The sequence below is a fragment of the Compostimonas suwonensis genome, from assembly GCF_002797855.1.
Lineage (GTDB): Bacteria > Actinomycetota > Actinomycetes > Actinomycetales > Microbacteriaceae > Compostimonas > Compostimonas suwonensis.
This window is the reverse complement of record NZ_PGFB01000001.1, coordinates 410187-436088: the sequence shown is the minus strand read 5'-3', so window position 1 is coordinate 436088 and position 25902 is coordinate 410187. Positions and strand designations below refer to the sequence as shown.

General features: G+C 68.9%; 29 protein-coding genes and 1 tRNA gene. 12 read left to right on the top strand and 18 right to left on the bottom strand.

Features of this window, described 5'->3' with window-relative positions; translation table 11 throughout:
* Positions 1-298: 298 nt before the first annotated feature.
* Positions 299-835, top strand: a complete 537-nt coding sequence (gene idi, locus CLV54_RS02000) for an isopentenyl-diphosphate Delta-isomerase (RefSeq protein WP_100343274.1) — start codon at positions 299-301, stop codon at positions 833-835.
* Between the two features lie 101 nt (positions 836-936).
* Here the strand turns inward: idi and dcd are convergent, their stop codons facing one another.
* Positions 937-1542 carry a dCTP deaminase gene (gene dcd / locus CLV54_RS01995; protein WP_100343273.1) on the bottom strand — a complete coding sequence of 202 codons (606 nt, stop codon included), beginning with the start codon at positions 1540-1542 and terminating at the stop codon, positions 937-939.
* Between the two features lie 120 nt (positions 1543-1662).
* Between dcd and CLV54_RS01990 the strand changes: the two genes are divergently transcribed.
* Positions 1663-1736: transfer RNA gene (locus CLV54_RS01990), tRNA-Gly, on the top strand.
* Between the two features lie 144 nt (positions 1737-1880).
* Here the strand turns inward: CLV54_RS01990 and CLV54_RS18090 are convergent.
* The 3 genes from CLV54_RS18090 to CLV54_RS01980 all read right to left on the bottom strand — a co-directional run bounded on the left by CLV54_RS18090 (position 1881) and on the right by CLV54_RS01980 (position 3351).
* The gene (locus tag CLV54_RS18090) at positions 1881-2009 is read right to left on the bottom strand and encodes a hypothetical protein (RefSeq protein WP_281258141.1); all 129 of its coding nucleotides are present in this window, start codon (positions 2007-2009) and stop codon (positions 1881-1883) included.
* Entirely contained in the window at positions 2009-2650 is a 642-nt protein-coding gene (locus CLV54_RS01985) for an Rv1352/Rv1906c domain-containing protein (RefSeq protein ID WP_100343272.1), read from the bottom strand. Before CLV54_RS01985 ends, CLV54_RS18090 begins: the two co-directional genes overlap by 1 nt.
* A 218-nt stretch (positions 2651-2868) precedes the next feature.
* A complete protein-coding gene (locus tag CLV54_RS01980) occupies positions 2869-3351 on the bottom strand; it encodes a DUF6941 family protein (RefSeq protein WP_157802769.1) in 483 nt (160 codons plus the stop codon).
* Positions 3352-3544: 193 nt separating this feature from the next.
* On the opposite strand from CLV54_RS01980, the gene CLV54_RS01975 reads away from it, so the two are divergent.
* On the top strand, positions 3545-4177 hold the full coding sequence (locus tag CLV54_RS01975) for a hypothetical protein (RefSeq protein ID WP_157802768.1): 633 nt from the start codon (positions 3545-3547) through the stop codon (positions 4175-4177).
* A gap of 54 nt (positions 4178-4231) precedes the next feature.
* Here CLV54_RS01975 and CLV54_RS01970 read toward each other — a convergent pair whose 3' ends face one another.
* Positions 4232-4939, bottom strand: coding sequence for a hypothetical protein (locus CLV54_RS01970; protein WP_100343269.1), 708 nt, complete (start codon positions 4937-4939; stop codon positions 4232-4234).
* Positions 4940-5395: 456 nt separating this feature from the next.
* On the opposite strand from CLV54_RS01970, the gene CLV54_RS01965 reads away from it, so the two are divergent.
* Positions 5396-6079, top strand: a complete 684-nt coding sequence (locus tag CLV54_RS01965) for a dienelactone hydrolase family protein (protein ID WP_100343268.1) — start codon at positions 5396-5398, stop codon at positions 6077-6079.
* A gap of 210 nt (positions 6080-6289) precedes the next feature.
* Here CLV54_RS01965 and CLV54_RS01960 read toward each other — a convergent pair whose 3' ends face one another.
* The 10 genes from CLV54_RS01960 to CLV54_RS01915 form a co-directional block, all read right to left on the bottom strand.
* Positions 6290-7207, bottom strand: a complete 918-nt coding sequence (locus CLV54_RS01960; RefSeq protein ID WP_100343267.1) for an MBL fold metallo-hydrolase — start codon at positions 7205-7207, stop codon at positions 6290-6292.
* On the bottom strand, positions 7204-8571 hold the full coding sequence (locus CLV54_RS01955) for a dihydroorotase (RefSeq protein ID WP_157802767.1): 1368 nt from the start codon (positions 8569-8571) through the stop codon (positions 7204-7206). The genes CLV54_RS01960 and CLV54_RS01955 overlap by 4 nt, the downstream gene beginning before the upstream one ends.
* A complete protein-coding gene (locus CLV54_RS01950; protein ID WP_157802766.1) occupies positions 8568-9449 on the bottom strand; it encodes a fumarylacetoacetate hydrolase family protein in 882 nt (293 codons plus the stop codon). Before CLV54_RS01950 ends, CLV54_RS01955 begins: the two co-directional genes overlap by 4 nt.
* 43 nt (positions 9450-9492) lie before the next feature.
* A complete protein-coding gene (locus CLV54_RS01945) occupies positions 9493-9912 on the bottom strand; it encodes a RidA family protein (RefSeq protein WP_100343264.1) in 420 nt (139 codons plus the stop codon).
* Positions 9909-10973, bottom strand: coding sequence for an ABC transporter substrate-binding protein (locus CLV54_RS01940; protein ID WP_100343263.1), 1065 nt, complete (start codon positions 10971-10973; stop codon positions 9909-9911). The genes CLV54_RS01945 and CLV54_RS01940 overlap by 4 nt, the downstream gene beginning before the upstream one ends.
* An 81-nt stretch (positions 10974-11054) precedes the next feature.
* On the bottom strand, positions 11055-12416 hold the full coding sequence (locus CLV54_RS01935) for a dihydroorotase (RefSeq protein ID WP_100343262.1): 1362 nt from the start codon (positions 12414-12416) through the stop codon (positions 11055-11057).
* Positions 12413-13579, bottom strand: a complete 1167-nt coding sequence (locus CLV54_RS01930) for an alpha/beta hydrolase family protein (protein ID WP_100343261.1) — start codon at positions 13577-13579, stop codon at positions 12413-12415. Before CLV54_RS01930 ends, CLV54_RS01935 begins: the two co-directional genes overlap by 4 nt.
* Positions 13576-14220, bottom strand: coding sequence for a cysteine hydrolase family protein (locus CLV54_RS01925; RefSeq protein WP_100343260.1), 645 nt, complete (start codon positions 14218-14220; stop codon positions 13576-13578). Before CLV54_RS01925 ends, CLV54_RS01930 begins: the two co-directional genes overlap by 4 nt.
* A 4-nt stretch (positions 14221-14224) precedes the next feature.
* Positions 14225-15064: an ABC transporter ATP-binding protein gene (locus CLV54_RS01920; protein ID WP_157802765.1), complete on the bottom strand. Its 840-nt coding sequence runs from the start codon at positions 15062-15064 to the stop codon at positions 14225-14227.
* 41 nt (positions 15065-15105) lie between these two features.
* Positions 15106-15870, bottom strand: coding sequence for an ABC transporter permease (locus tag CLV54_RS01915; protein WP_100343258.1), 765 nt, complete (start codon positions 15868-15870; stop codon positions 15106-15108).
* A gap of 203 nt (positions 15871-16073) precedes the next feature.
* Here CLV54_RS01915 and CLV54_RS01910 point away from each other — a divergent pair, with 203 nt between their 5' ends.
* From CLV54_RS01910 to CLV54_RS01895, 4 genes are read left to right on the top strand one after another with little or no spacing between them, the layout of a single operon-like run.
* A complete protein-coding gene (locus tag CLV54_RS01910; RefSeq protein ID WP_157802764.1) occupies positions 16074-16832 on the top strand; it encodes a class II aldolase/adducin family protein in 759 nt (252 codons plus the stop codon).
* Positions 16820-17479, top strand: coding sequence for a GntR family transcriptional regulator (locus tag CLV54_RS01905; protein ID WP_100343256.1), 660 nt, complete (start codon positions 16820-16822; stop codon positions 17477-17479). The genes CLV54_RS01910 and CLV54_RS01905 overlap by 13 nt, the downstream gene beginning before the upstream one ends.
* A gap of 4 nt (positions 17480-17483) precedes the next feature.
* On the top strand, positions 17484-18707 hold the full coding sequence (locus CLV54_RS01900; RefSeq protein ID WP_100343255.1) for a CaiB/BaiF CoA transferase family protein: 1224 nt from the start codon (positions 17484-17486) through the stop codon (positions 18705-18707).
* Positions 18700-20142, top strand: a complete 1443-nt coding sequence (locus tag CLV54_RS01895) for a carboxyl transferase domain-containing protein (protein ID WP_100343254.1) — start codon at positions 18700-18702, stop codon at positions 20140-20142. Before CLV54_RS01900 ends, CLV54_RS01895 begins: the two co-directional genes overlap by 8 nt.
* A gap of 38 nt (positions 20143-20180) precedes the next feature.
* On the opposite strand, the gene CLV54_RS01890 is transcribed toward CLV54_RS01895, so the two are convergent.
* Together CLV54_RS01890 and CLV54_RS01885 are read right to left on the bottom strand one after the other, a co-directional pair.
* The gene (locus tag CLV54_RS01890) at positions 20181-20696 is read right to left on the bottom strand and encodes a DinB family protein (protein WP_100343253.1); all 516 of its coding nucleotides are present in this window, start codon (positions 20694-20696) and stop codon (positions 20181-20183) included.
* Positions 20697-20785: 89 nt separating this feature from the next.
* Positions 20786-22081 (bottom strand): serine hydrolase domain-containing protein, encoded by a 1296-nt coding sequence (locus tag CLV54_RS01885; RefSeq protein WP_157802763.1) that lies wholly within the window; start codon positions 22079-22081, stop codon positions 20786-20788.
* Positions 22082-22216: 135 nt separating this feature from the next.
* On the opposite strand from CLV54_RS01885, the gene CLV54_RS01880 reads away from it, so the two are divergent.
* The 4 genes from CLV54_RS01880 (at position 22217) to CLV54_RS01865 (ending at position 24528) form a co-directional block, all read left to right on the top strand.
* Complete coding sequence (locus tag CLV54_RS01880; protein WP_100343251.1) at positions 22217-22516, top strand: DUF2470 domain-containing protein; 300 nt, start codon at positions 22217-22219, stop codon at positions 22514-22516.
* Positions 22517-22661: 145 nt separating this feature from the next.
* Positions 22662-23069 (top strand): DUF4383 domain-containing protein, encoded by a 408-nt coding sequence (locus CLV54_RS01875; protein WP_100343250.1) that lies wholly within the window; start codon positions 22662-22664, stop codon positions 23067-23069.
* Between the two features lie 95 nt (positions 23070-23164).
* Complete coding sequence (locus CLV54_RS01870) at positions 23165-23710, top strand: hypothetical protein (RefSeq protein ID WP_100343249.1); 546 nt, start codon at positions 23165-23167, stop codon at positions 23708-23710.
* A 164-nt stretch (positions 23711-23874) separates the two neighbouring features.
* Positions 23875-24528, top strand: coding sequence for a biliverdin-producing heme oxygenase (locus CLV54_RS01865; RefSeq protein ID WP_100343248.1), 654 nt, complete (start codon positions 23875-23877; stop codon positions 24526-24528).
* A gap of 66 nt (positions 24529-24594) precedes the next feature.
* Here CLV54_RS01865 and CLV54_RS01860 read toward each other — a convergent pair whose 3' ends face one another.
* On the bottom strand, positions 24595-25878 hold the full coding sequence (locus CLV54_RS01860; protein ID WP_100343247.1) for an ATP-dependent DNA helicase: 1284 nt from the start codon (positions 25876-25878) through the stop codon (positions 24595-24597).
* Positions 25879-25902: the final 24 nt, after the last annotated feature.

Below are 25902 nucleotides of genomic sequence, written 5' to 3'. Positions count from 1 at the left end.
TCTCTCCACGGTTGCTCGCCGTGCCGTCGCCGTCGCTCGCGGCATTCGCTCGCGGCATTCGCTCGCGGCATTCGCTCGCCGCGTTCGGCTCACTCGCCGGTCGCTCCCGCCTGCTGCTCCCGCCCGCCGCATCCGCCTGCCGCATTCGCCTGCCGCATCCGCCTGCCGTTCCCCTCTGTGGCATCCGCCCGCCGCATCCGCCGCCGCATCCGCCCGCCCGCTCCCGCCTGCCGCATCCGCCCGCCGCATTCGCCCGCCGCATTCGCCCGCCGAGGGGAGGGTGCACGAGAATGGGTGGATGACGCCCGCAACAGAAGCCGTCGTTCTGCTCGACCCCGCCGGCGAACCGATCGGGGTCGCAGACAAGGCGACCGTGCACACGACGGATACGCCGCTGCACCTGGCCTTCTCCTGTCATGTCTTCGACGAGGCCGGCCGCATCCTCGTCACCCGTCGAGCGCTCGGCAAGCTGACCTGGCCGGGCGTGTGGACCAACTCGTTCTGCGGGCATCCGTCCCCCGGTGAGAAGCCGCGCGACGCCGTCGCCCGGCGAGCCCATGCCGAGCTCGGCATGGAGCTCGTCGATCTGGAGCTCGTGCTGCCCGACTTCCGCTATCGGGCGGTCGACGCATCCGGGATCGTGGAGAACGAGATCTGCCCCGTCTACATCGCGCGCGCGGTCGCCGACCCGCAGCCCAACCCCTCCGAGGTCGTGGAGTGGACATGGGCCGATCCGCAGGCGATGCTCGCCGCCGTAACCGCGGCGCCGTGGGCGTTCAGCCCGTGGCTGACGCTGCAGCTGCCGCAGCTGCTGCCCCTCGCCGCCACCCGCTGAGGCGCGGCCTCCCCATCTCGCCGAGCGCGGCCTTCTTCGCGACCGCGGCCCTTCGGCGCTCGTCGCTCGCAAACAACCCCGCGCTCGGCGAAGGGCGGGAGCTAGAGTTCGGTGCTGCCGATCGCGTCGGCGCCGACATCCGTGCGGTGGAAGTTCTGGAACGAGCGGGATGCCGTCGGCCCGCGCTGCCCCTGATACCGCGAGCTGTACTCGGCCGAGCCGTACGGCTTCTCGGCCGGTGAGCTCAGACGGAAGAAGCACATCTGCCCGATCTTCATGCCCGGCCAGAGCAGGATCGGCAGGGTCGCCACGTTGCTGAGCTCGAGCGTCACGTGGCCGGTGAAGCCGGGGTCGATGAAGCCAGCGGTCGAGTGGGTGAGCAGTCCGAGGCGTCCGAGCGAGCTCTTGCCCTCGAGGCGGGCGGCCACGTCGTCGGGCAGCGAGACCAGCTCGTAGGTGGAGCCGAGCACGAACTCTCCGGGGTGCAGCACGAACGGCTCGCTCGGCTTCGCCTCGATGAGACGGGTGAGCTCGGGCTGGTCTTGCGCCGGGTCGATGACCGGATACTTGTGGTTGTCGAAGAGCCGGAAGAACCGGTCGAGCCTCACATCGATGCTCGACGGCTGGATCATCTGCGGATCATACGGCTCGAGGCCGATCCTGCCCGCGTCGAGCTCGGCTTTGATGTCACGATCCGAAAGCAGCACGCGGCCAGTTTAGTGGGCAGGATGCCCCACGGCAGGCCGGCAGCGCAGACGGGATGCCCCGGCACTTTCCGTGCCGCCGACGCGGCTTGCTAGGATGGCGGGGTCCACTTCTCGTGGCGCGCGGATGTAGTTCAATGGTAGAACTTCAGCTTCCCAAGCTGATAGCGCGGGTTCGATTCCCGTCATCCGCTCCACAGCTCCCACCCGCTCGCGGAAGCTCTGCTATTTACTCGCTGTTTTGTGAACGTGGGCTCTCAGCTAGTCGGAACGCCGCTCATAGTTGACGGCCGCGACCGCCAGGAACGTAAAGAGCGCAAGTATCCCTGCAGTGAGGAGAATCAGCCCGAGCGCAGCGAGGGCAGCGGTTGCTGCTGACGAAAGCCGACAATGGTAAGGATCAGCCCGAAGCCTCCGGCGATCGATGTGATGACGACGAGGGCACGCTCGTAGGGATTGCTGCGAGTCATCAGCCGACCTTCCTCCACACTTGGCAGGAGTTCGATTCGAACACATCCCCGTCAGCGAGGGTCACAGTGGCAGCGCCATCCACGATGTTGTTGTCGACGATGTCAGCATCGCTCCCCGTGCCGGACTTCCACGCGTAGTAGCAACCTGCCGAGTTCGTTCCGCTGGGCCCGTCTGTGACATAGACGCCAGCGGAGACCCCTTGCCCGACGACGTGCACGCCGTTCCGCACTTCGTTCGCCGCCTGCTGCTGCTCTGCAGATCCAACCGCAACCTCACGAGCGGCGACGTCCTTGTCCCGCTGGTCGAGTGCGGCCGCTCGCTCGTCGAGGTCGGCACTTCGGCTGTCGAACTCCGCTTCCTTGACGTTAGCCTCGTCGACCTTCGTACGTAGCGAGCTGTTCTCGCTACGCATCGAGTCGTTCGACGCGCGAGCCGCAGCGAGCTCAGCTTCTGCCCGATGTGCGTGGTCCGCATTACCTATCGCGACGTTGTTGTTGAAGGCTGCGATCGAGAACCCTGCGATCGCGAGAGCGAGAAGCGCAACAATGATCGACGCGCCGGTAACGAAGAAGACACGCTCTCGTCGGGAAAGATCCATCCAGAATCCCTTTGCGCGCGCAGCCAGCGTCGGGTCGGTCATCCCGTGAGCATAGCGCGGTGTCGGTTATTGGCAATCCCCCCGAAACGGGGCGTTGGTTGCCATTTACTCACGGTTTGCTCGGTCAACATTGGTAAGGAAGGGAGCTGATAGCGCGGGTTCGATTCCCGTCATCCGCTCCATATCTCTCGCCGAACCGCCCGCGCAAGACCCACCTGCGCGAGCGCGGCCCGCGCCGACGGGCTCGCACAACCGGGCGGCTACCGCAGCATCCCCGGCTGCTGGGCCAGCTGCGCGACGCGCATCGGCAGCCGCTTCAGCTCGACACCGTCGACCTCGAAGACCCAGGCGAGCATCTCGGGCCGGGAGAACGACATCTGGTCGATGACCATCGCCATCGCGACGATCTGCTCGTCGCCCTCGGGGAGCATGGGCGGGCGGCCGACGTTGAAGTTGGCGGTGAGGTCGAACACCGGCCGCGGCTCGCCCGTGCTGCTCGGTGCTCGCCCCAGCATCTGCTTCGTGCCGTCTTCGTCCACGAGGGACACGGTGAGCGCGTGCGGGGCGTTCGTCGCCGTGTACGGCACGTGAACGGTGACGCCGAGCGCGACCCGCGGGTGCGTGGCGGGGAACTGCGGGGCGAAGACCGTGTTCCAGCCGATGCCGAGCGCATAGATCTTGCCCTGCACCGACTCCGCGGAGTCGGCCAGGAAGGCGTCGATCTCCATGTCGATTGCTGTCATACGACCATCCCTCGCTCACGACAACTGTATGCGAGCCACCGCCCTCGTGGCACGCCATCTCGCCGCCGAGATGACGCAGACCGATGCTCGGAGGGCCGAAACGATCCTCGCGCCGACGGTGCGCGCCACCCCGATCGTGCCAGGCGGCGGCCGGCTGTGGCAGGGTCGTAGCGTGATACGGATTTCGCACGGAATGGCCGCGCAGGCCGCGCTCGTGTTCGCCGAGACGTTCGCCGACGACCCCTTCTACCAGTGGATGACACCCGAACCGCAGTCGCGCCTCGCCGCCCTGAACGCCTACTTCGCGGTCAAGGTGGCGGATGCGATGGCCCGCGGTGAGGCGTTCGCCTCCGAGAGCGGCGCCACGGTCATGCTGACCGAGCGGCTCGGCGACGGCACGGTGCTCGAGGGCGCAGCACTCGGCGGCGCAGTACTCGGCGACACCGCGACAGGCGGCCAGGCCCCGACCGAGGAGGTACCGGCATCCCTGCGCGCCCTGCTGCCGGCGATCGGGCAGCAGCATCTCGACAAGATCCGCGAGGTCTTCGCGACGATCGACAGCACGCACCCGGCGAGGCCCCACGACTACGTCGATGTGCTCGCCGGCTCGCGGGCGGTCCGCGGCGGCGGCGAGGGCTCGCGGCTCGTGAGCGACTGGCTGACACGAGCGGATGCCGGCGAGCTCGCGTATCTGCAGTCGTCCAACCCGCGCAACCTGAGCTTCTATCGCCGGCTGGGCTTTCACGACGAGGCCGACGTCATCCGCCTGCCGCACGCCGCCGGCTCCCTCACACCGATGTCGCGCATCGCCCGCCCCGCGAGCTGACGCGCGCCGTTGCTCAGAGACGATGGTCGTCATCTCCCCGCAAGCTCGACGCGCTCAGAGCGCCGCGCCGACGAGCGCCGGCCGGATCGCAGCAGCATCGGCGTGATGCGCCGGGCCCGCGATCGCGCGGTGGCAGGTGACCCCGCGGCAGGGGAAGGCGACCAGGTCGCCGGGGCGGAGGTCGACGGGCAGCTCGGCGAGAGCCACGCCGGCACCGGGCGCAACGCCGGCGCCCAGCGCAGCACCAGCACCGGGCGCAGCGCCGGAACCCGCACCCAGCGCAGCACCAGCGCTCAGCACACCACCGGCACCCACCGCGGCACCCGCATCAGCGCCCACACCGACACCCGCCGAGCGCGCCGCTGTCGCGGCATCCGCTCGCTCGCCGCTCAGTCGCACCGGCACGCCTTTCGCGGTCGACACGCGGCCGAGCAGGCGGGTCTCGGCGAGGTTCGCGTCGCACTCCCCCGGTTCGGCGTCGATCACGACGACCAGCCCGTCCGGTGAGCGCTCGACCGACAGCACCGTGCTCACGACGACGGACATGTCGGCCGTGGGCGAGGGGCGCCCGCCGGTTCCGGGGATGACGGCGGCGGCCGTGTGCACGCACGGGGTGTCGCAGAGCTCGACGAGACGTATGAGCGAGACGCCCGCGATCGTCACGTCGGTGGTGCTGGCGACCGTGTGCTCGGGCCAGCGGTCGGCGACGAGCGGCTCGGGGATGCTGCGGCGCAGCGAGGGGATGATGTGCGTGAGCGTCATCGAGCGACGCTCCCTGAGCAGATCGTCGTGGCGGTCGGAGTCGGATTCGGTAACGGAACGTCGGACATGCCTACCGGTCTACGCCCACCCCGCCGCACCCGGAACGGCCCTGACGGAATCTCTACGCCCGCAGGGGCGAACCGTACGGACTCCGAGCACCGGATGCCGGCGGCGGAAGCACCTCGGATGCCCCGGCCCGCAACTCGGGCACAGACCCGTTGCTGACGCCGACGCGCAGTCTCGGGCGGCGCGCCGCCCGAACGCGACGAACACGCCGCATCCTCGCCGGATCTGCGCGCTCGGCACATCCTCACCGCCGCCAGAGCCGCCCGGATGCCGCCACCGCCCTTGCTCGCACGGCCGCCGCACGAGGAAACCCGCAGTCATCGCGCCGGGCCTGATCCGCGCGTGCGCCCGCGCGGTATCCTGGGCTCTCGAACGGCTCCGGAGGTTGCAATGGGTGAAGTCATCCAGATCCCCTCGCCGGGCGTGCCCATCGAGTTCGGCATCCCCGGTCATCCGCTCGTCGTCGTCGTGCACGACTGGTACGGGCGGCTGCAGGGAGTGCTGCGGTACGCGGAGCTCCTGGCCGAGAGCGGCTTCCACGTCGTCGTCCCCGACCTCTACGACGGGGTCGCGACGCTCGACGACGACACCGCCGAAGAGCTCCTCGACCGCCTCGACCTGGGGTTCACCCTCGCCACGCTCGACGACGTCATCCGGGTGGGGCGAGAGAGCGGCTCGCCGCGCACGGGCCTCGTCGGCTTCTCGGCCGGCGGCTGGCTCGCGCTCCTCGCCGCGCAGGCCGGGTCGGTGGATGCCGTGGTCGCCTACTACGCGAGCCTGTCGTCCGACGAGCACGGCATCATCCCCGCGCCCGTGCTGCTGCATTTCGCCGAGGAGGACAGCTGGGCGCCCGACCAGGAGCCGGCGGCTTTCATCGAGCGCCTGCGCGAGCACGAGACGCCCGTCACCGAGCACATCTACCCGAACACGACCCACTCGTTCGCGAACTCGTCGATCGAGGGCGCCTACAGCGTGCAGTCGGCCGGGTTCGCCTTCGCGCGCACGGTGACCTTCCTCAAGGATCACCTCATCGACGACATCGACCTGCTCGACCTGGAGCTCGACGTCGACTGAGCGGCCGAAGGGCCATTCGTCGCGCTCATCGACAGCGCGGCAGGGGTGATGAAGGCGACCAGGGGTGCGTCGCCGCGCACGGAATCGGGCGGGACGCGCGAGTCGCGCTCGATGCCGATCGCGTGCCCATCGTCGCATGATGATGCCGTCGAGCGCGGCCTTCACGAGTCGAGCGCGGCCTTCACGAACTGTGCAGTCCTCTCGCTCGGTTCACTCAGTCGTTTCGGCGCGGCTTTCGTCGACCGTGCGGGATTCTTCCTGCTTGTAAGCCCGGAGAAGAGCACGATTCACATCGTGCCAATTTCGGGATCGCTCATCGTCCCAGTCATCCGGAAGCACCGACGCCGATTGATCCCGTATGGCTCGAAGGTAGGCGGCTTGTCGACGGGGAGCCGTCGAACGGCCGGGACGTCCGTGTCCCGGAAGCAGGATGGCGGCGGAGCCGGATGCCGTGATGCCGTCGAGCAGGTCGATCCACGCGTCGAGATAGGGGCCTCCGACGACGGGCACCCGGTCGAAGAAGGCTTGATCCCCGAGAATCAGCACGTCCTGGCCGACGTCGGAGACCGACACCACGAGGTCGTCGTCGCCATGACCCTCGCCCAGAGACTCGATTCTCACCCGCACGGGCCCGTCGGCCAGGAGCGTGCCGGGGTCGATCGGGCGGACGGCGGGAAGCCGCACGGGCTCCCGGGCGGCAAGGGACTTCAGCCGGGTCACGATGCCATTCGTGCTGTCGACCCCGAGCAGGTCTGCCGCGGCGCGACCGACCCAGAGTCTCAGCAGCGCGGGGAACGGCAGCACCTCACCGGTCCTCACTCCGTACTCGACGCTGACGGCCTGCAGGATCTTGACCGCATTGGTGTGCGCGAGCACGGGAACATCGCCCCAGACGTCCAGGCCGGCCCAGTGGTCGGCATGGTGGTGTGTCAGCACGACCGCGATCACGCTCTGGCCGGAGTCGAGGACCTCGTCCCGCAGCGCTGAAGCAGCCGCGATACTCGACAACGAATCGACGACGATCACGCCGTCCGCGGTCTGAATGAACGCGGCGTTGGACGCCCCGTTGGCACCGATGGCGGCTCTCACGTGCGGTGAGAGCTCGACGATCTCGAAGGCGTCGCTCATCGTCCCTCCCGGGACAGCTCGCGACGCAGGTAAGCCCCGCGAGCCCGGCCGGTCAGGACACCGTCGGCGGCGACCACCATGCCGCCCTTGATCGTCGTCGTGGGCCAGCCGCGCAACGTCCGCCCCTGGAGGGGGCTGAAATCGGCGAACGACCCGAGCTGCGCGGGGTCGACCACGCGGTGCTCGTCGAGGTCGACGAGCACCAGGTCGGCGTCGGCGCCGAGATTCGTGCTGCCCTTGCGCGGGTACAGCCCGAACACCTCCGCGGGTCCGCGCGAGAGGCGGTGCCAGACCTCGGCGAGCGGCAGCCCCTGCTCGTGCACCCCGGTGTGCAGCACGGCCGCGACGTGGGCGCCGAGCATCGGAAGCCCCGGCTTGGAGCCGTCCAATCCACCATCCGGGTTCTTCGACGACAGCGAGCGCGCCGTGTTGTCGGTGCCGATCGTGCTGACCGTGCCGTCGCGGACACCCTGCCAGAGCGCCCGTCGGTTCGCGGCATCCCGGATCGGCGGGGCCTGCTTGACCAGGAGGCCGTTCGGCGAGTCGCTCTGCTCGGCGAGGTAGATGCTCGTCGTCTCGCCCACGACGTCGACACCACGACGCTGCAGCTCGCGCACGTGCGCCATGCCGTCGGCGCTGCTGATGTGCACGACGTACAGTCGCACGCCCGCCGTCTGGGCCAGTGCCGCTGCGGTCTCGATCGCCACCACCTCGGCGAGGGCCGGATGACGGCGCTCCCAGGCGACCAGCGCAGGCTCGTCGTCGCTCCGAGCCTCCCCGCTCCGAGCGGCCGCGATGAGGGCCGCGTTCTCGCAGTGCACGGCGACCACCGCCGAGCTGCTGATCCGTCTCGCCTCGCGCATGCCCGCCAGGAGGGTCGCCTCATCCACCGACCCCACGATGCCCGGGATGCCGGAGAGGTAGAACTTGAACGAGTCGATGCCGAACTCGCGCGCACAGGTCTCCAGGTCGTCGATCTGCTCCTGGCCGAAGACCTGGAGGTGGAAGAAGACGTCGACCTGCGAGCGTTCCCGGACCGCGGCGACGAGGGCGCCGAGTTCCGGGGAGTACGGAACGGTGCTGCGGAGGAAGCAGCCGATCGTGGTGACCCCGCCCAGCAGGGCAGAACCGGTGTCGAGCGCCATCTCGTCGGCGAAGGGCATCGTGTTGCCGAAGTGGACGTGCGGGTCGACCGCTCCGGGCAACACGAAGCGGCCGCGCGCATCCACCACCTCGTCCGCCTCGTCGACGAGGTCGACGCCGAGAGCGACGATACGGCCGCCCTGGATGCCGACGTCCGCCGCGACCAGGTCGCCCGAGTCCAGGAGCACGCGGCCGCCGCGCACCACGAGGTCGAGACTCACACCGTCACCCGGGCCAGGTCGACAACACGGTTGCGCAGTTCGCCGAGTTCCGGGCTGCTGACAACGACCTCGTCGCCGTCGGCGAGCCACACCGCCGGCGTGCGCACGTAGCCGACGCCGGACGGGGTGCCGGTCAGGATGACGTCACCGGGGTACAGCGTCATGCCGATCGAGAGCTCCGCGATGATCTGGGCGAAGTCGAAGTACATGTCATCCACACTCGCCGACTGCAGCAGCCGGCCGTTGACCGACAGCCCGAATCGACCCGGCCGGCCGCCCGGCAGCTCATCCGGGGTGACCAGAACCGGCCCGATCGGGCAGGAGCGGTCGATGCTCTTGCCTTTGAACCACTGCCCGCCGTGACGGCGCTGCATGGCCCGGGCGGTCACGTCGTTGGCCAGCGCGAAACCGGCGATGGCCGCCTCGGCGCTCTCCCGCGGGATGCCCCGTCCACCGGAGCCGAGCACGATCGCGATCTCGGCCTCGTAGTCCCAGCTGCTGGTGATCTCGGAGTCGATCATGATCGGATCGTCCGGCCCGACGATGCTCTGCGGTGCCTTGGTGAAGAAGGTGGGGTGCTCGGGCAGCGCGACCTCGGCGCTGCGTGCCCGAGCACCTTCTTCGAAGTGGTCCGTGTAGTTCCAGCCCACGGCGAAGATGTTGCGTCCGGGATTCGGCGCCGGAGACAGGAGCGTCACCCCGTCGCTCGCGACGACTTCCCCGGTGCGGAGGCTGTCGGCGTGCTCGATCAGGGTCTTCCCGTCGGGGCGGCGGACGAGGAGCTCCCGTATGGTCGGCGCTCCCAGCACGGCCAAGGAGTCTCCTTCGAGCACTCCGGTTCCGAGTGCGCCGGCCCTCCGGTACGAGACGAATCTCACGGTACTGTCTTCCTTTCGATTGGTTTCGTAGCGCCCGATGCGCCTATGCCGCCGACGGGATGTAGGCGACCGAGTCGATCTCGACGCACATGTCGGGATGCACGAACGCCGATACCTCGACGAGGGTCGATGCGGGCATCGCGTCGACGAAGAACTCCCGCCGAACCGCGTGCACCGCGTCGAGGTCGGACATGTCGCTGACGTAGACCACGACCTTGACCACGTGCCCGAGATCGAGTCCCCGTTCGCCGAGCAGGGTCTGCATGTTCTGCAGAATGCGACGGGTCTGCGCGCCGGCGTCGCCGACGTGCATCACGGAGCCGTCCCCCGCGCGGCTGGTCATGCCCGAGAGGTAGAGCAGGCCCGATCCGGCCGGCACCTCCACGGCGTGCACGAAGTTCCCGATCGGGGTGCTCAGGCGCTCCGACATCACCCGGACCGCTTCACCGGGGGCGCTGCTCACTGGACGAACTCGTTCGTGTAGTACTTCGTCGGGTCGGGCGCGGGCGAGATCCCGTCGAACGTCGACATGGTGGCGACGGTGTCGGCCATCTCGGTGGGATCGATGTAGCCGATGGGCTCGGTCGATCCGGGGAGCTGCACGATGCCCTTGATCAGGGCGATCTCCTTGATGGCGTCGTCACGGTTCAGGGTCGGCACCTCCTTCATCATGAGGTCCACCGCCTCCTCCGGGTGCTCGAACGCGTATTCGTAGCCCTTGACCGTCGCCTGGGTGACCGCCTTCACGACATCGGGGTTCTCGTCCAGATAGGACTTCTTGGTGATCAGGCCGTTGTTCAGGAGGTCGACGCCCATCTCGCCGAAGGTGAAGTGCTCGACCTCCTCGCCCTGGGGTGCGGCGCCCTGGAGCACCGGGTCGGTGAGCACGTAGGTGACCATCGCATCAGCCTGGCCGCTCAGGAAGGTCTGGTTCAGCGACTGCGGCGCGACCTGCTGCCAGTTGATCGTGCTCGCATCGATGCCGTTGGCCTCGGCGAAGAGCGGGAACAGCTGGTAGGGCGACTGACCGGCGGAGTACGCGATGGTCTTGCCCTCGAGGTCTTTCGGCGAGGTGATGCCCGAGCTCTTCAGGAAGAACACCGAGTGCGGCGCCACCGAGTAGAACACCGCCGTGGCGATGAGGTCGTCGCCCTGCTCCTGCGAGGCGCTCACGATGTCGCTCAGGTCGTTGAACACCATGTCTGCCTGGTCTGCGGCGAGCGCCTGGTAGCCGGCCGCGACCCCGGAGCCCTGCACCAGGGTGACGTCGACTCCGGCATCCTCGTAGTATCCGAGGGCCTTGGCGACGTAGAACGGGGCGTGCCGGCCGAACGGGATCCAGTCGAGCTGGAGCGTCACCGGCGTGGCGGGCCCGGTGGCCTCCGCGCTGCCGCTGGCCGCCGGGGATGCGTCGGACGAGCAGGCGGTGAGCGCGACGCCGAGGAGCGCGACGGCCCCCAACCCGATCATCCGGGTGATCACGCGGCGGCCTCGCGGCGGCCTCGTGGACGAGCTTCTGTTCATGACTTCAGTCCTTTCTTGCGGTGCTGTCGATGGTGCGGTGCTGTCGATGGTGCATGAGCGGTACTGATGGGGTGGCACTGATCATTCGGATGACGGCGGAGTGCGCCGGAGGTAGTGACCTCCCGCGGGGGTCTCCGACACCAGGCGCCCGTCGTCGACGACGAGCTCGCCCGCCCGCACGACCGCGACGGGCCATCCGGTGAGTTCGCGGTCGTCATACGGGCTCCAGTCCCCACGGGCCGGAGAGGCGGCCATGTCGGGCGCCCTGCGCGTCACCGGGTCGACGACGAGCACATCGGCGTCGGCGGAGAGCTGCAGGGAGCCTTTCCGGGGGTAGAGGCCATAGGTCTTCGCCACGTCGGCCGTGAGATGGCGGAGCCACTGCTCCACCGGAACACCGCGGTCGAGCGATTCGGTGAAGAGGGCGGGGAAGTGCGTCGACAGGGCGCTGAAGCCGCCGCCGGCATCCCAGATGCTGCCGTCGGCGCGGTTCTCCGCACGGGTCGAGGTCACGTTGTCGGTGCCGACCGTGTCGATCTCGCCGTCGATCAGTCCGCGCCAGAGCGCCTCCCGATCCTGCGGCGCCCGCAGCGGCGGGTAGCGCTTGTTGAGCACCTGCACCGGGTTCTCCTCGTCGAGGGTCAGGGCCATCGTGGTCGTCTCGGCCACGATGTCGGTTCCCGCCGCCCGGGCGGCTCGCACCGACTCCAGGCCGTCGGCGGAGGTGAGGTGCACGATGTAGACCCGCGCGCCGGTCGCCCGTGAGAAGAAGGCGACCCGGTTGACCGCCTCGGCTTCCGCCAGATCGGGGCGGGCGAGGTGCCAGTCGCGCAGCGAGTTGCCCGATCGGTCCGCGGCATCCGTGGCCGTCTGCACCAGCTCGGGGTTCTCGGCGTGGATGGCCATCACACCCGACCCGCCGAGGGCGGCGACCTCGCGCATGGCTGCCACGAGCCGGTCGTCGGGGATGTTCTCGATGAAGTCGCCCATCAGGTAGGCCTTGAACGAGGTGATCCCCCACTCGCGGGCGTACCGGCCGATCTCCTCTACGTGCTGGGCCGTCACGATCGTGGCGTGGGCGAAGAGATCGATCGATGAGCGCGTCTCGACGGTCTCGACGATGTGCGGGAGATCGGGGAGATAGCTCGCCGCCTGACGCAGGTAGATGCCCGCCGTGGTCACCCCGCCGAGCAGGGCCGCCCGCGTCTCGCTCTCGACCTCGCCCTCGAACGGGGCCTTCACCCCGAAGTGGACATGCGGATCGATGATTCCCGGCAGCACCAGCCGGCCGGCCGCGTCGAGGGTGCGGCGCGCGTCGACCGTCCGGCCCGGCTCCGCGAGCAGCGCGATCCTGCCGTCTGCGATGCCGACCGTGCCCTCGAAGCGGCCGAGAACGGGGTCGACGATCGTGCCGCCGACGATCGCGAGATCGAGCGCGGTCATCGGATGCCGCCCCCCACGAGCCGGTCGGCCAGCCAGTCGGCCATCCGCGGTCCCACCTCCGGCCCGATGTTGTAGCAGCAGTGGACGCCGTCGGGATAGTTCCAGAGCTCGCCGCGGCGACCGCCCGCCATCTCCTCGGCCTCGGGGACGTCGAGCAGGTCATCGAGGCCGCCGTGCACAACGAGGTAGGGCTGCTCGATCCGTTCGACCCGGCCGGCGAGGGAGCAGTTCTCCTGCACGTATGCGGTCACGTCGGCGAAGGAGCCGAAACCCAGAAGGGTGCAGAACTCCTCGAGCAGCCAGGGGCTGAGCTGCGGGATCTTGCGCAGGTCGAAGAAGCCGCCGAGCGAGACGCCGGCTCGGAACTGCGGGAAGTCGCTCAGCGCCCGCAGCGCCAGGAATCCGCCCCAGCTCAGGCCCCACAGAGCGAGCGCGTCGCCGTCGATGTCCGCACGCGTGCCGAGCAGATCGATCGCGGCGGTGATCGCGACGTCGTACTCCTCGACGCGCAGAGGCCTGCCACCGCGGACGAGGCCCGCCTCGCCCTGCCCGGGGCACTCGAGCACGAAGACCGCCATGCCTCGCTCGAGGAGGTGGTCGGCGAAGTAGTGCACCTCCTCCTTCAGCGAGTTCGCGCCGTTCAGCATCACGACGCAGGGCCACGGACCGGGGCCCTCGGGTGTGCGCAGGATCCCGTGGGCTTCGCCAGCGGATGTCGGCAGGACGAGGTGCTCGGCCGGCCAGCGGAAGTTCGCCGAGCCCCGCCGGTAGGTGGCGCTGACCTTGGCCTGCAGCTCGCCTTTGAGCGGATTGTGCGAGAGCAGGTTGATCTGGGCGGCGTGGTAGAGGCCGGCCGCGCGTTGATACCGTCCGGCCGCCGTGCGGAGGTGACCGGCCGCCTCGTCCTGCTCGGCCCGCTCGATCTCTCGCTCCGCCTCCGCGGCGAAATGCGCCGGCCAGTGCCGGTAGCTCTCGAGCCCGGCGATCAGGCGGGTCATCTCGGAGTAGTCCGAGCGTGTGAACAGGCTGTATCGGGCGGCCCGCACGAAGACGTTCTTGCGCGCCATGGTCTCGGCGCCGACGAGTTTGAGGTTGAGGTCCATCTGCTGCACGAAGGCCTCGACCCTGGCACGGTCGGCCGCGTTGCTGAGCACGCCGCTCATGCGGTCACCGTGCGGGCGAGCAGACGGCCGACCGTGTAGTCCGCGGTCGTGGCGGCGCCGAACAGGATGTCGGTGTTCTCGACGAGGGCGTCGTGGATCGACTGCTCGTAGCAGCCGACGGCATCCGCCACGAGCACCACGTCGAAGCCGCGGAAGTAGGCGTCGCGGATCGTGGAGTCCACACAGGCGTTGGTGGTGGCGCCGGTGACGACGAGGGTGTCGATGCCCCGATCCCGCAGGGTCGTCTCGAGTTCGGTCTGGAAGAAGGCACTGTACTGGTGCTTGTCGATCACCAGCTCCTCGGCGGCGGGGGCGAGCTCGTCGACGATCTCGGCACCCCATGAGCCGGTGACGCAGACGGCCGTCCGGGCCGCCCGTCGATCCCGGCGCGGTTTGATCCTGTGCTGCTGGGGCAGCATCGTCTCGGGGGTGTTGGACATCCGGGTGTAGATCACGGGCACGGCGACCTCGTGCGCGGTGTCGACGATCCGCCGCACCGCCGGGATGACGGCGATGCACGGCGAGATGTCGGCCCCGACGCCCGCGAAGAAGCCCTCGGGTGCGCAGAAGTCGTTCTGCATGTCGATGACGAGGACGGCGGTGCTCTCGCCGGGCAGGTCGAATTCGTACGGCTCGTTCATGGCTTCAGCCTTCTTTCGTCTCGGTGGGGGGCGCCGCGCGGCCGGTGCGGTGGCCGAGGACGCCGAGGTTCTCGAAGTGGGTGCGGATGGTCGCGGCGTGCACACGCATCTCCTCGGAGACCACGCTCGAGACGTCGCGCGGCCTCGGGACGTCGATCCGGATGTCGTCGACGAAGGTTCCCGGCCGGCTGGACATCACGAGCACCCGGTCCGAGAGGAAGAGGGCCTCGTTGATGTCGTGGGTGATCAGCACGACCGTGGGCTTGCCGTCGAGCCAGAGATCCTGCAGGTCGAGATTCATCTGCTCACGGGTGAGCGAGTCCAGCGCGCCGAAGGGCTCGTCGAGCAGGAGCACCTCCGGGGAGTGGATGAGCGCGCGGCAGATCGCGACGCGCTGCCGCATGCCGCCGGAGAGCTCGGAGGGGTAGCGGTTCTCGAAGCCCTGGAGGCCCACCTGGGCGAGGAGCTCTCGCGCCCGCCCTTCGTAGTCCTTGACCCGACCGCGCCGCATGTCGATCTGGAAGAGCACGTTCTGCTTCACGGTGAGCCACTCGAGCAGCAGGTCGCGCTGGAACACGATCCCGACCCCGGGATAGGGCTTCGTGATGGCCTGGCCGTGGATGCGCACCTCGCCCGTGGTCGGCTGCGAGAGCCCGGCGAGCATGCTGAGGAGGGTCGACTTGCCGCACCCGCTCGGCCCCACGATCGAGATGAACTCGCCCCGCGCGATCGACAGGCTGACGTCGTGGACGGCCGTGACGGGCTGATTGCGGCTCTGGTAGGTCTTCGACACCGAGCGCAGTTCTGCCCAGGCGTCTCCCGAGGAGGCTCGTGCGGTGGTCATGGTGGCTCCGTTCGTTCTCGCAGTTCTCGACTCGGGGCGGCTCATCGGTTCTGTCCCGTCGCGCGGAGGGGGGCGGGGATGACCAGCCACTTGATGACCACCAGCAGTGCGAACAGGAGCGATCCGAGCACTGTGAGCACGAGGAGCACGGCGAAGACGAGCGGGGTGTCGAGGTTGCCGTTCGCCACGAGCACGAGGTAGCCGAGTCCGTTGTCGGCGTTGATGAACTCGCCCACGACGACACCGATGACGGCGAGGGTGATCGCGATCTCGAATCCGCCGAAGATGGCGGGCAGGGCGTTGATCAGCGTGATCTTGCGGAAGGTGCGCCATCTCCCCGCCCCCATCGAGCGAGCGAGGACGAGGAGCTGCGGATCGGTGGAGCGCAGCCCGACCACGGAGTTGATGATGATCGGGAACACGGCGATCGTGAACGCCACGGCGACCTTCGAGGTGATGCCGTAGCCGAACCACACCAGGAAGAGCGGCGCCAGAGCGACCTTGGGCACGATCTGCGCCGCGATGAGCGCCGGATAGACCGTGATCTCGAAGATTCGCGACCACGTGATGAGCATGGCCAGCAGGACGCCGAAGACCACCGAGAGCAGGAAGCCCTGCACGATCTCGTTCAGGGTGGGCGGAATCGCCGAGACGATGATGGACCAGTCCTGCGCCAGGCTCGCGCCGATGTCGACCGGCGACGGAAGGATGAGCGGCGACGGCTGGAAGATCATCACGAAGATCTGCCACAACGCGATCAGCCCGACCACGAAGGCCACGGCCGGCCAGTGGGCGAGCACGCTCATCAGTCCTCGCCGCAACTGCGCCACGCGCGTCGAACCATCGGGACGTCGGGTTATGGATGTCACCGCTGCACCTCCTCGGGCTTGTCCCTCGGCTGAGGAACAATCAGATCATATATCTTCATGCCATTCACGATATGATATGTTTGTTTCAACAGTGTTTCGCGTTGCGAACGAGTTCGACTACGTCACCGGAAGGAGCAGCCGTGAATCCCTCGCCCGACGACGCGCAGACGCGCACCGACCTCGCCCATGCCGCGCGCATCCTCGCGCACATCGGGCTGGTGAACGGCCATGGCCACCTCAGCGCGCGCGTGAGCGATTCCACCCTCCCCGAGCAGGTCGTGCTCTCCACTCCACGCGGAGCACCCTCCCTCGTCTCCCCCGCCGAGATGGTGGGCTACTCGTCGGCGAACTGGCAGCAGATGGCCGAGCGAGTGCCGCTCGAGGCGCCGCTGCACCTCGCGGTCTACCGAGCGCGCCCCGATGTCGGCGCGATCATGCGGATGCAGGGAACGCTGCTGGATGCGGTCGGCACCCGATACGACACGCTTCCGATCGTCCACGGGCGGGGTTCGCATCTCCGCCGGGCGCCCCGGGTGTTCCCCGACGCCTCACCGATCCGCGATGCCGAGCTCGGCCGCCAGGTGGCTGAGCTGCTGGGCGACGGGCAGGCCGCGTTCCTGCGGGGCAACGGGGCCTTCACTGTCGGCGTCGACATCCCGGACGCCGTGGCGAACGCGAGCTATCTGCTCGAGACGATCGAGATCCATCTCGCGCGCGGGCGCGACGACCCGCCCCTCTCCTTCACCGACGAGGAGCTGACCGCCCGAGGCGGCGGTATGAAGGGCGATTCGAGCCGGCGCAGCTGGGATTTCCTGCTCGATCAGGCCGGAATCCCCATGACGGGGGCTCTGGCAACAGACCCGAACACCGGAAACGAGAGGGCGCTATGGCCGAGCTGAAATCGCGAGCGATCTATGAGGCCTTGCGGTCCGAGATCCTGACCGGAAACCGTGAACCGGGACAGCGGCTCGTGCTGCGGCAGATCGCACAGGAGTACGGGGCCAGCGACATCCCCGTCCGCGAGGCGCTCCGGATGCTCGAGCAGGACGGCCTGGTCGAGATCACGCCCTACCAGGGCGCACGCGTCACCACGCTGTCGCCCGAACAGGTGAGCGAGGCCTACTTCGTGCGCGGGCATCTTGAGGCCCTCGCCACCGAGCTCGCGGCCACCCGGCTCACCGGCGACGACTTCGCCCGCCTCGACCAGCTCGTCGAGGCGATGGCGGAGGGCGAGCCCGATCCGATCGACTACGCGGAGTTGAACCGGCAGTTCCACACGTACATCGTCGAGCACTGCGGCAACCAGGTGCTCCAAGACGCGATCGTCAGCATCTGGCAGACCCAATCCGCCTTCCAGATCGTGTTCCGGCTCGATCCCGACCGCCGCCAGGACTCGAATCACGAGCACCGCGAGATCATGCGGGCGTTGCGCGACGGCGATCGCCGCAAGGCCCACGATCTGGCACTCGATCACAAGTTCGCGACCGCGACGGCACTCAGCGAAGCACTCCAGGCGCACCACGACGGCGTCTCCGAGATCGCGTAGTGCCGTGACGACACCCGCCTCCTCCCCGGAGCCGCTCGCCGGCATCCTCGTCGTCGACCTCACCCGTGCACTCGCCGGACCGCACGCAACCATGATGCTCGGCGACCTCGGTGCCCGCATCATCAAAGTCGAGACGCCGAGCCGGGGAGACGACACCCGCGGATGGGGGCCGCCGTTCGTCTGGCCGGAGAACTCGCCGTCGCACGAACCAGCGGATCGCGAGTCGACCTATTTCCTCTCCGCCAACCGAAACAAGGAATCGATCGCACTCGACCTCAAGGCCGACGACGATCGCGAGGTGCTGTTGCGCCTGCTCCGTCGCGCGGATGTCGTGGTCGAGAACTTCCGCCCTGGTGTGCTCGAGCGACTCGGATTCGGCATCGACGAGATGCATCGGCTGAATCCCGGACTGGTCATGCTCTCGATCAGCGGATTCGGCAGCGACGGCCCGGAGTTCGAGCGAGCCGGCTACGACCAGATCATGCAGGGCGAGGCGGGCCTGATGTCGATCACCGGCGGCTCCCCCGACGATCCGCAGAAAATGGGCGTTCCCATCGCCGACCTGCTGGCCGGGATGTACGGGGCCTTCGGAACGGTCGCCGCCCTCCGCGCGCGCGAGCGGACCGGTCACGGAACGGTCGTCCGAACCTCGCTGCTGGCGGCGGCCGTCAGCGTGCACGCGTTTCAGGGAACGCGATGGACGGTCGCCGGCGAGGTCGCCCATGCTGAGGGCAATCACCACCCCTCGATCGCCCCGTACGGGCTGTACCGCTGCGCCGACGGCAGTGTGCAGATCGCGGTCGGCAGCGAGTCGCTCTGGCGCACCTTCGCGGCGGGGTTCGGTCTCGACGCCGATGACCCCCGGTTCGCCACGAACTCCGACCGAGTCGTCCAGCGCACGAGGCTGATCGCCCTCATCGAGGGGGTGTTCTCGACCTGGTCGGCGGAGTCGTTGATCGAGCGTCTGCAGGAACTCGGCATCCCGGCCGGCCGCATCCGCACCATCGACCAGGTCTATGAATGGGCCCAGGTCGAGAGCCAGGGCCTGATCGTGGAGGTCGAGCACGACACGCTCGGGGCGCTTCGGCTGCCCGGCCCCGCCCTGCGCTTCTTCGACATCGAGGGCGCCGAGACGACACGACGCCGGCACGACGCACCACCGGTTCTCGACGCCGACGGCGATCGCATCAGGAGCTGGCTGCAGTCAGCCGAACTCTCCGATGTCTGAGTTCGCCACCGCCCGAGCGGCCATCGCCGACCTCGTCGATCCCGGCAGCTTCGACTGCTGGGACGATGCGATCGACCGCCGGCACCGCTCGGCCGGCTACCGTGCGACGCTCGACCGGGCGCAGGAGCGCGCCGGCCTCGATGAATCCGTGACCACCGGCCGCGCGAGCATCGGGGGCCACGACGTCGCCGTGATCGTGAGCGAGTTCGGGTTCCTCGGCGGGTCGATCGGCGTGGATGCCGCGGAACGGATCATCCGCGCCATCCGGCGTGCCACAGGAAGCGGGCTTCCCCTCATAGCGAGCACGGCCTCCGGTGGAACCCGGATGCAGGAGGGGACCCCGGCGTTCGTGCGAATGGCCGACATCACTCGCGCGCTCGTGGCCCACAAGCGCAAGGGACTTCCCTACCTCGTGCATCTCCGGAACCCCACGACGGGCGGCGTCTTCGCGTCGTGGGCCTCGCTCGGTCAGGTCACGATTGCGGAGCCGGGCGCGTTCATCGGCTTTCTCGGACCGCGGGTGGTCGCCGCGCTCGGCGTGGAGCCTGTGCCGGACTGGGTTCAGCGGTCGGAGAACCTGGCTGAACACGGAGTCATCGACATCGTGGTCGACCGTCGGGGCACGGCGGCTGTGCTCGCCTGCTTGATCGATCTCTTCGCGCGGCGCACACATCCGACCAGCTCGCCCGAGCCTGCCGTCCGACAGGTCGAGGGCAGTGAGGACGTCTGGATCTCGGTGGCGGCCACTCGGTCGCCGGACCGGCCCGGGCTCCGCGAGTTCATGGAATCCGCCGCATCCCAATCGCTGACACTGCGCGGCACCTCGGGGCGGGCCGTGATGGTCGCTATCGCGCGGATCGCCGGAATCGCGTGCATCGTCGTCGGACAGGACCGTCGCGCTCAGGTCCGCCACGCGATCGGTGCGACGGATCTGCAGACCGCCCGAGCCGGTATCGAACTCGCCGCCGAGTTGGGACTGCCGCTCATCACAGTCGTCGATACCGCCGGAGCGGAGATCTCCATCGAGGCAGAACAGGCGTCGATCGCCGGCGAGATAGCGCGATGCGTCGCGGCGCTGGTCGCCGTTGAGACGCCGACCGTGGCGATACTCCTCGGCCAGGGTGCCGGCGGGGCCGCTCTGGCCCTGACCCCCGCTCGCCGGATAGTCGCGGCAGAGCGGGCGTGGCTGGCGCCGTTGTCCCCGGAGGGCGCAGCAGCGATCGTGCACAGCACGATCGGCCGCACCGCGGACATCGCGAGGGAGCAGAGGATCGCGGCGGGAGCTCTCCGGGAAGACGGGATCCTCGACGCCGTCGTGTCGGAGGAATCCCTTGATCGTGGTGACGTCGATGACTTCTTCCAGACCATCGCGCACCAGGCGGCGGCCCTGGTGCGCGAACAAGACGGTGCAGCGCGACACGAAGCAGCGCGGTGACGAGGGGTTGCAGGAACAGGCCGCCCCGCCCCATAGCCCTACCCCACGTCGTGCAGGTGGTGCACCGGGTCGTGGATGAAGTACTTGCCGAGCGTCTCCACCGTGAAGGTCGACCCGTCGGAGCGCCGCCCGGTGCGGCCCAGCTGCTCGGTCGCCACCCGGGCGAAGGCGTCGGCGACGGATGCCGCGGCGGCCTCGAGCTCGTCGGCGACGACAGCCGGGTCCTGCTCGTTGTAGCGTTCGGCGAGGGCCGTGGCATCCTGATCCCAGTTCTCAAAAGCCGGGTCGTCTTCGCGCAGCATCAGCGCGAGTCTCCCGTCGAAGACCCGGAAGACATCGCGCACGTGAGCACCGTACTCGAGGTTCGACCAGGTGGCGTCGTCGGGGCGCACCCGCACCGACTCCCGCGCGAAGACGGGGCGCCAGGATGCCGCGTTCTGCCGGACGAGCTGCGGCAGCTGCTCGAACTCGACGGCGCTGGAATCGAAACCGCATTCGGGGCACCGGCGTTCGAGCACCCAGGTCCAGTTCTTCGTGTCAGGCGTGATAGGCATCCCGCCAGCGTAAACGCCTGCCGTGCTCAGAGCCGTAGAAAGGGTGCCAGACCTCGACCGAACACAGCCACAGCCACGAGGCCGTGACGCTACTGCGCCGGCGCGGCCGGGGGCGGGCAGACCGGCAGGGCGGCCATGCTCGCGACCATCTGCTCCTCCGACCACGGCAGCTCGACCAGGGGTGACTCCTTGCCGTTCGCCGCGGGGGCCTTCGCCGCGATCGAGGCGAGACGCAGGGCCAGCAGCTGGGCGAGGTCTTCGCCCGCCGTCGAGTTGTTGAGCATCACGACGACGGTCAACCCGCTGGTGGGATCGCTGAACATCGCCGAGATGTAGCCGGGGATCTGCCCGTCGTGCCCGATCATCGGCCCGAGCTGCAGCACTCCGAGGCCGTAGCCCTGCCAGGTCGGGGAGTCGGGGCCGAGCGGAACGGTCGCGGTCTGCTCGGTCGCCGTCTTGTCGGAGAGCAGGCTGCCCGCCGCGAGGTCTTGCACGTAGTGCCTCAGGTCGTGCAGGGTCGAGACGGCCCCGCCCGCCGTCCAGGCCATCGAGTTCGACAGCCGGGTCTCGTCGACGAGGGTTCCGCACTGCAGCTGGCCGGTCGCCGGATCGACCGGTGTCACGTAGCCATCGATCGACTCCCCGTCGAGCGACATCTGCGAGGGCGGCGGGAACGAGGTGCTGCCCATGCCGGCCGGGCCGAAGACGTACTCGCTGTACAAGCTGGCCCAGTCCTTCTGCGTCGCCGCCTGGAGGGCCAGCCCCAGCAGCAGATAGCCCGTGTCCGAGTACGAGTAGGTCTCGCCGGGGGCGGCCACGCGCGGCAGGGCCATCCCGGCCGAGAGGAGCTCCAGCGGCGGCCACACCCGTGTCGGGTTCGCGGTGAACTGCGCCCCCAGCACCGAGTGGTAGTCGGCGAGGCCCGAGGTGTTCTGGCAGAGCTGACGGAGGGTGATGCCCTCGATGCCGGACATCCGCGGCAGGTACTCCGAGACGGGGTCGTCGAGACCGACCGTGCCCTCGTCGACGAGGGTGAGCAGCACCGTGCAGCTCATCGGCTTCGTGTTCGAGGCGATCCGGAACCGGGTGTTCTCGGTCACGGGAGCCGAGCCGCCCTGCGTGGTGACCCCTTCGCCCTGCACCCATTGGCCGGCCCACGGCGCCCAGACCCCCGCGATGGCGCCCGTCGCGCCGGCGAGCGCCATGGCGTCTCTCACCGCGGCGTCGAGCCGATCGGACACGTCGGTCGCGAACGGGGCCTCCACCTGCGCGGGCCAGTTCATGTTCGCATCCGCCGACGGCGAGCAGCCCGAGAGCAGGATCGAGCCCGCAGCGACGAGGGCCACGATGACCCCGCGCCGTGTCCTCCCCCGAGGCTTGCGCATTCCATCCCCCTGATTGGGTGCTAGATGTATAGGGATTCTAACCTCCCGGTTTCCCATAACACCTCAGACCAGAGGATGACTCGCCCCCGCCTCAGGGACCACACTCCCGAATCGCCCGCGTCTAGACTCGAGGGGATGTCACACTTCAGCCCGGAAATCATCCACGCCGTCGTCAGCCACATGAACGGCGACCACGTCGACGACAACCTCATGATCGTGCGCGCCTTCGCCGAGCCGACCGCGAGCTCCGCCCTCATGACGGGTCTCGACGGCGAGGCGGGGATCTGGGCGGCCGTGGTCGACGGCTCGACGATCGACGTGCGGGTGCCCTGGTCGAAGCCGATCACCGAGCGCCCGGAGATCCGGCGCGAGGTCGTGACCCTCTACAACGCCGCGTGCGAACGCCTCGGGGTCGAGCCCCGCGCCGAGCACTGAGCGGGAGCAACCAGCGGGAGCGCTGAGCGCGCTCGATCACCCCGCTGAACTCTCCTCCCGGCACGACCAAACCGTTCGCGCCGGGGCTCCGAACCCTGTGATGAGCGCGGCCACGGCCGCATCCATTCACAGGGAGGCAATTCTCATGGGTACATCACCGAACCGCATCATCGGAACGATCTTCGGAGCCGTCTACGTGCTCGTCGGTCTGCTCGGCTTCGCCGTCACCGGGGGAGTGAGCTTTCTCGCGACCGACGGCGGCCTGCTCCTCGGCGTCTTCGAGGTGAACCCGCTGCACAACGTCATCCACATCCTGGTGGGAGCGGCGCTGCTCATCGCCGGCCTCGTCGGCGTGGGCGCGGCGAAGGCGGTCAACACGACGGTGGGCGCGGTCTACCTGCTGCTCGGAATCGTCGGCTTCTTCCTCGTCGGCAGCGCGCTCAACATCCTCGCGCTCAACACCGCGGACCACTTCCTGCACCTGGCGAGCGCGATCGTGCTGCTCGGTGTGGGACTGGCGGCAGACAGGGCGACCCGACCCGTCACCGCCTAGGAGGTGCGGCGATGGGGCGTTTCGTCCACGGTGCTCCCCATCGCCGTGCACCGGCCGCCGATGGCAGAACCCGACAGCGAAGAGAGGATGCCCCGATGATCTCGATCACAGCAGTGCTGCTCGCGATGGCCGGGCTGGGCGCCGGGCTCGTGCATCTCGCGGCGGCCGGCGGCGCACCGCTCGCCCTGGCCGTGCTCCTCGTCGCCGTCGGCAGCGCGGAGATCGCCTGGTCGGTCACCGTGCTCGCCCGCGGGCGGATCGTGCTGCCGCGCGCGACCCTCGCCCTGGCCGTCGTGCCCGTGCTCGGCTGGGCCGCGCTCTCCGCCCTCGGACCGGCGCTCGGTGTCGCCCTCGGCTTCCTGCCCATGGCCGTCGCGTCGCTCTTCGACCTCGTGATCGCCGCCACCCTCGCCGCGCGCACGCGCGCCGCCCGTCCGACCGCCTCGGCTCACCCCGTCCAGGCGACACAGACACTACAGGCCGCACAGACGAGGCCGGATGCCGCACGCCCCCGCCTCTCCGCGACCCGCTTCCTCGTGGCCCTCGTGCTCGGCGCGAGTGCCGTCGCAGGCCTCACGACCCCGGCTCTCGCGGCATCCGACGCCGGAGCGCACGCCGTTCCGCACGGCACCCACCACTGACGACCAGCCGGCACCCCGCCCTCGCCCCGACCCGCGGAAGCCCGTTCGGAGCGCAGCCTCACCGCACCACCGGCACCCGCTCCTGGGAGGCCGCCGAATGCGTAGCACCGGACTCTTTGGCTAAACTGAGGCAACCCTAAGTCGTTCGAGTCCCGGAGTCCGCCATGTCTGTCGTCATCCCCTTCTCCCAAGCCCTCCGTGAACGCACCAAAGGGGGCCACAGCGACAGCGAGGGGGCGGGATTCATGACCGACCTCATGACCGGCAAGGGCACCCGCGACGACTACATCGCCCTCGTGGCGCAGCACTACTTCATCTACGAGGCCATCGAGGCCGGCGCCGAGCGTATGAAGAACGACCCCGTGGCAGCGCCCTTCATCACCTCGAAGCTCACGCGTCTTCCCGCGATCGAGGCCGACCTCGAGTTCCTCATCGGCGACGACTGGCGCGAGCAGATCACCCCGCTGCCCACGACCCAGCGCTACGTCGACCGCGTCAACGAGGTCTCGGCCACCTGGAACGGCGGTTACGTCGCCCACCACTACACGCGCTACCTCGGCGACCTCTCGGGCGGCCAGATCATCCGCACGCTCATGCAGCGCCAGTTCGGCTTCGAGACGAACGGCGTGGGCTTCTACCTCTTCGGCGACATCGCCAAGCCGAAGGAGTTCAAAGACACCTACCGCGCGCAGCTCGACGCCGTGGACTGGGACGACGCCGAGCGCGACCGCGTGATCGACGAGGTCATGCTCGCCTACCGCTTCAACACCGAGCTCTTCATCGACCTCGCCGACGCGAAGGCCGCCGCGGCAGCCTGAGCAGGCCTCGGCCCCACCGCGTTCGGAAGCGCTCGGCCGCGACACGACGGCCGCGCAGGCTCCCGGCTACAGCGCCGGGCGAGGCGGCTGCTGGTGCTGCATAAAACGCCGCACGTTGTCGTCGACGATGATGTCGCTCGGCCGCAGCGGGCGCGACAGGTAGAGCCCCTCGAGCGAGGTGAGCCGGCTGAGTGCGACGTAGGTCTGCCCGGGGCTGAACACCCGGGCTCCCAGATCGACGATCGCCGAGTCGTAGGTCTTGCCCTGCGACTTGTGGATGGTGACGGCCCACGCCAATCGCAGCGGGAACTGGGTGAACTCGCCCACAACGTCTTTTGTGAGCTTCTTGGTCGCCGCCGAGTAGGAGTATCGGTACTTCTCCCAGACGACGGGATCGACCTCGTGCACCTCGCCGTCGACCTCTACGAAGACCGTGCTGTCGATGCGCGTGACCGTGCCGATCGATCCGTTGACCCAGCGCTGATCGGCGTCGTTGCGCAGGAACATGACCTGCGCGCCGATCTTGAGCTCGAGCGCCTCGTCGGCCGGATACGCGCGGCCGCCGAAATCGCCGGAGACCTCGGCACGAGCCGTGAGGGTGCGCCCGGGGAGGCGCTCGAGCGCCGCGGCGTTGATGCGGTTGACCGCGTCGTTGCGCGTCGCGAGGGTGATCGTGCCGTCGTCGGGCGCGGTGCGGGCGCCCGTGGAGTTGAGCACGTCGGCGATCTCTTTCGTCACCTGGCCGTGCCGCACGGCGTTGAGCATGTACTTGAACCGATCGTCGTGCTGGCGGTGGATCTCGGTGAGCTCGAAGATCGACAGCTCCGCCTCCTCCCACACCTTCGCGTCGAAGAACCAGATGGAGCGGTAGCGGTCGGTGAAGTAGGCGCGCTCGTCGCCGTCTCCCGGCACCGGGGCGAGCTGGTAGGGATCGCCGAAGAGCACGAGCTGCACGCCGCCGAAGGGCTCGGTCTTGCGCTGCCGTGCCTGGCGCAGGCTGCGGTCCATCGCATCCATGAGGTCGGCGTTGACCATCGAGACCTCGTCGATCACGAGGGTGTCGATCGTGTTGAGCAGTTTGCGCACCTCGCCGTTCTGCTCGATGTCGTGGTCGGCGATGACCCCGATCGGCAGCCGGAAGAGCGAGTGGATGGTCTGCCCGCCCACGTTGAGCGCGGCGACCCCCGTCGGCGCCGCGATGACGAGCTGCTTCTCGGTGTTCCAGGAGAGGTGGTTGAGCAGCGTCGACTTGCCCGTGCCCGCCCGGCCCGTCACGAAGATGTGGTCGCGCGTCTTCTCGATGGCCTCGAAGATCCGTGCCTGCTCGGCAGACAGCGCGATCTTCGCCACAGGGCCTTCTTCCGTGAGAGCTGG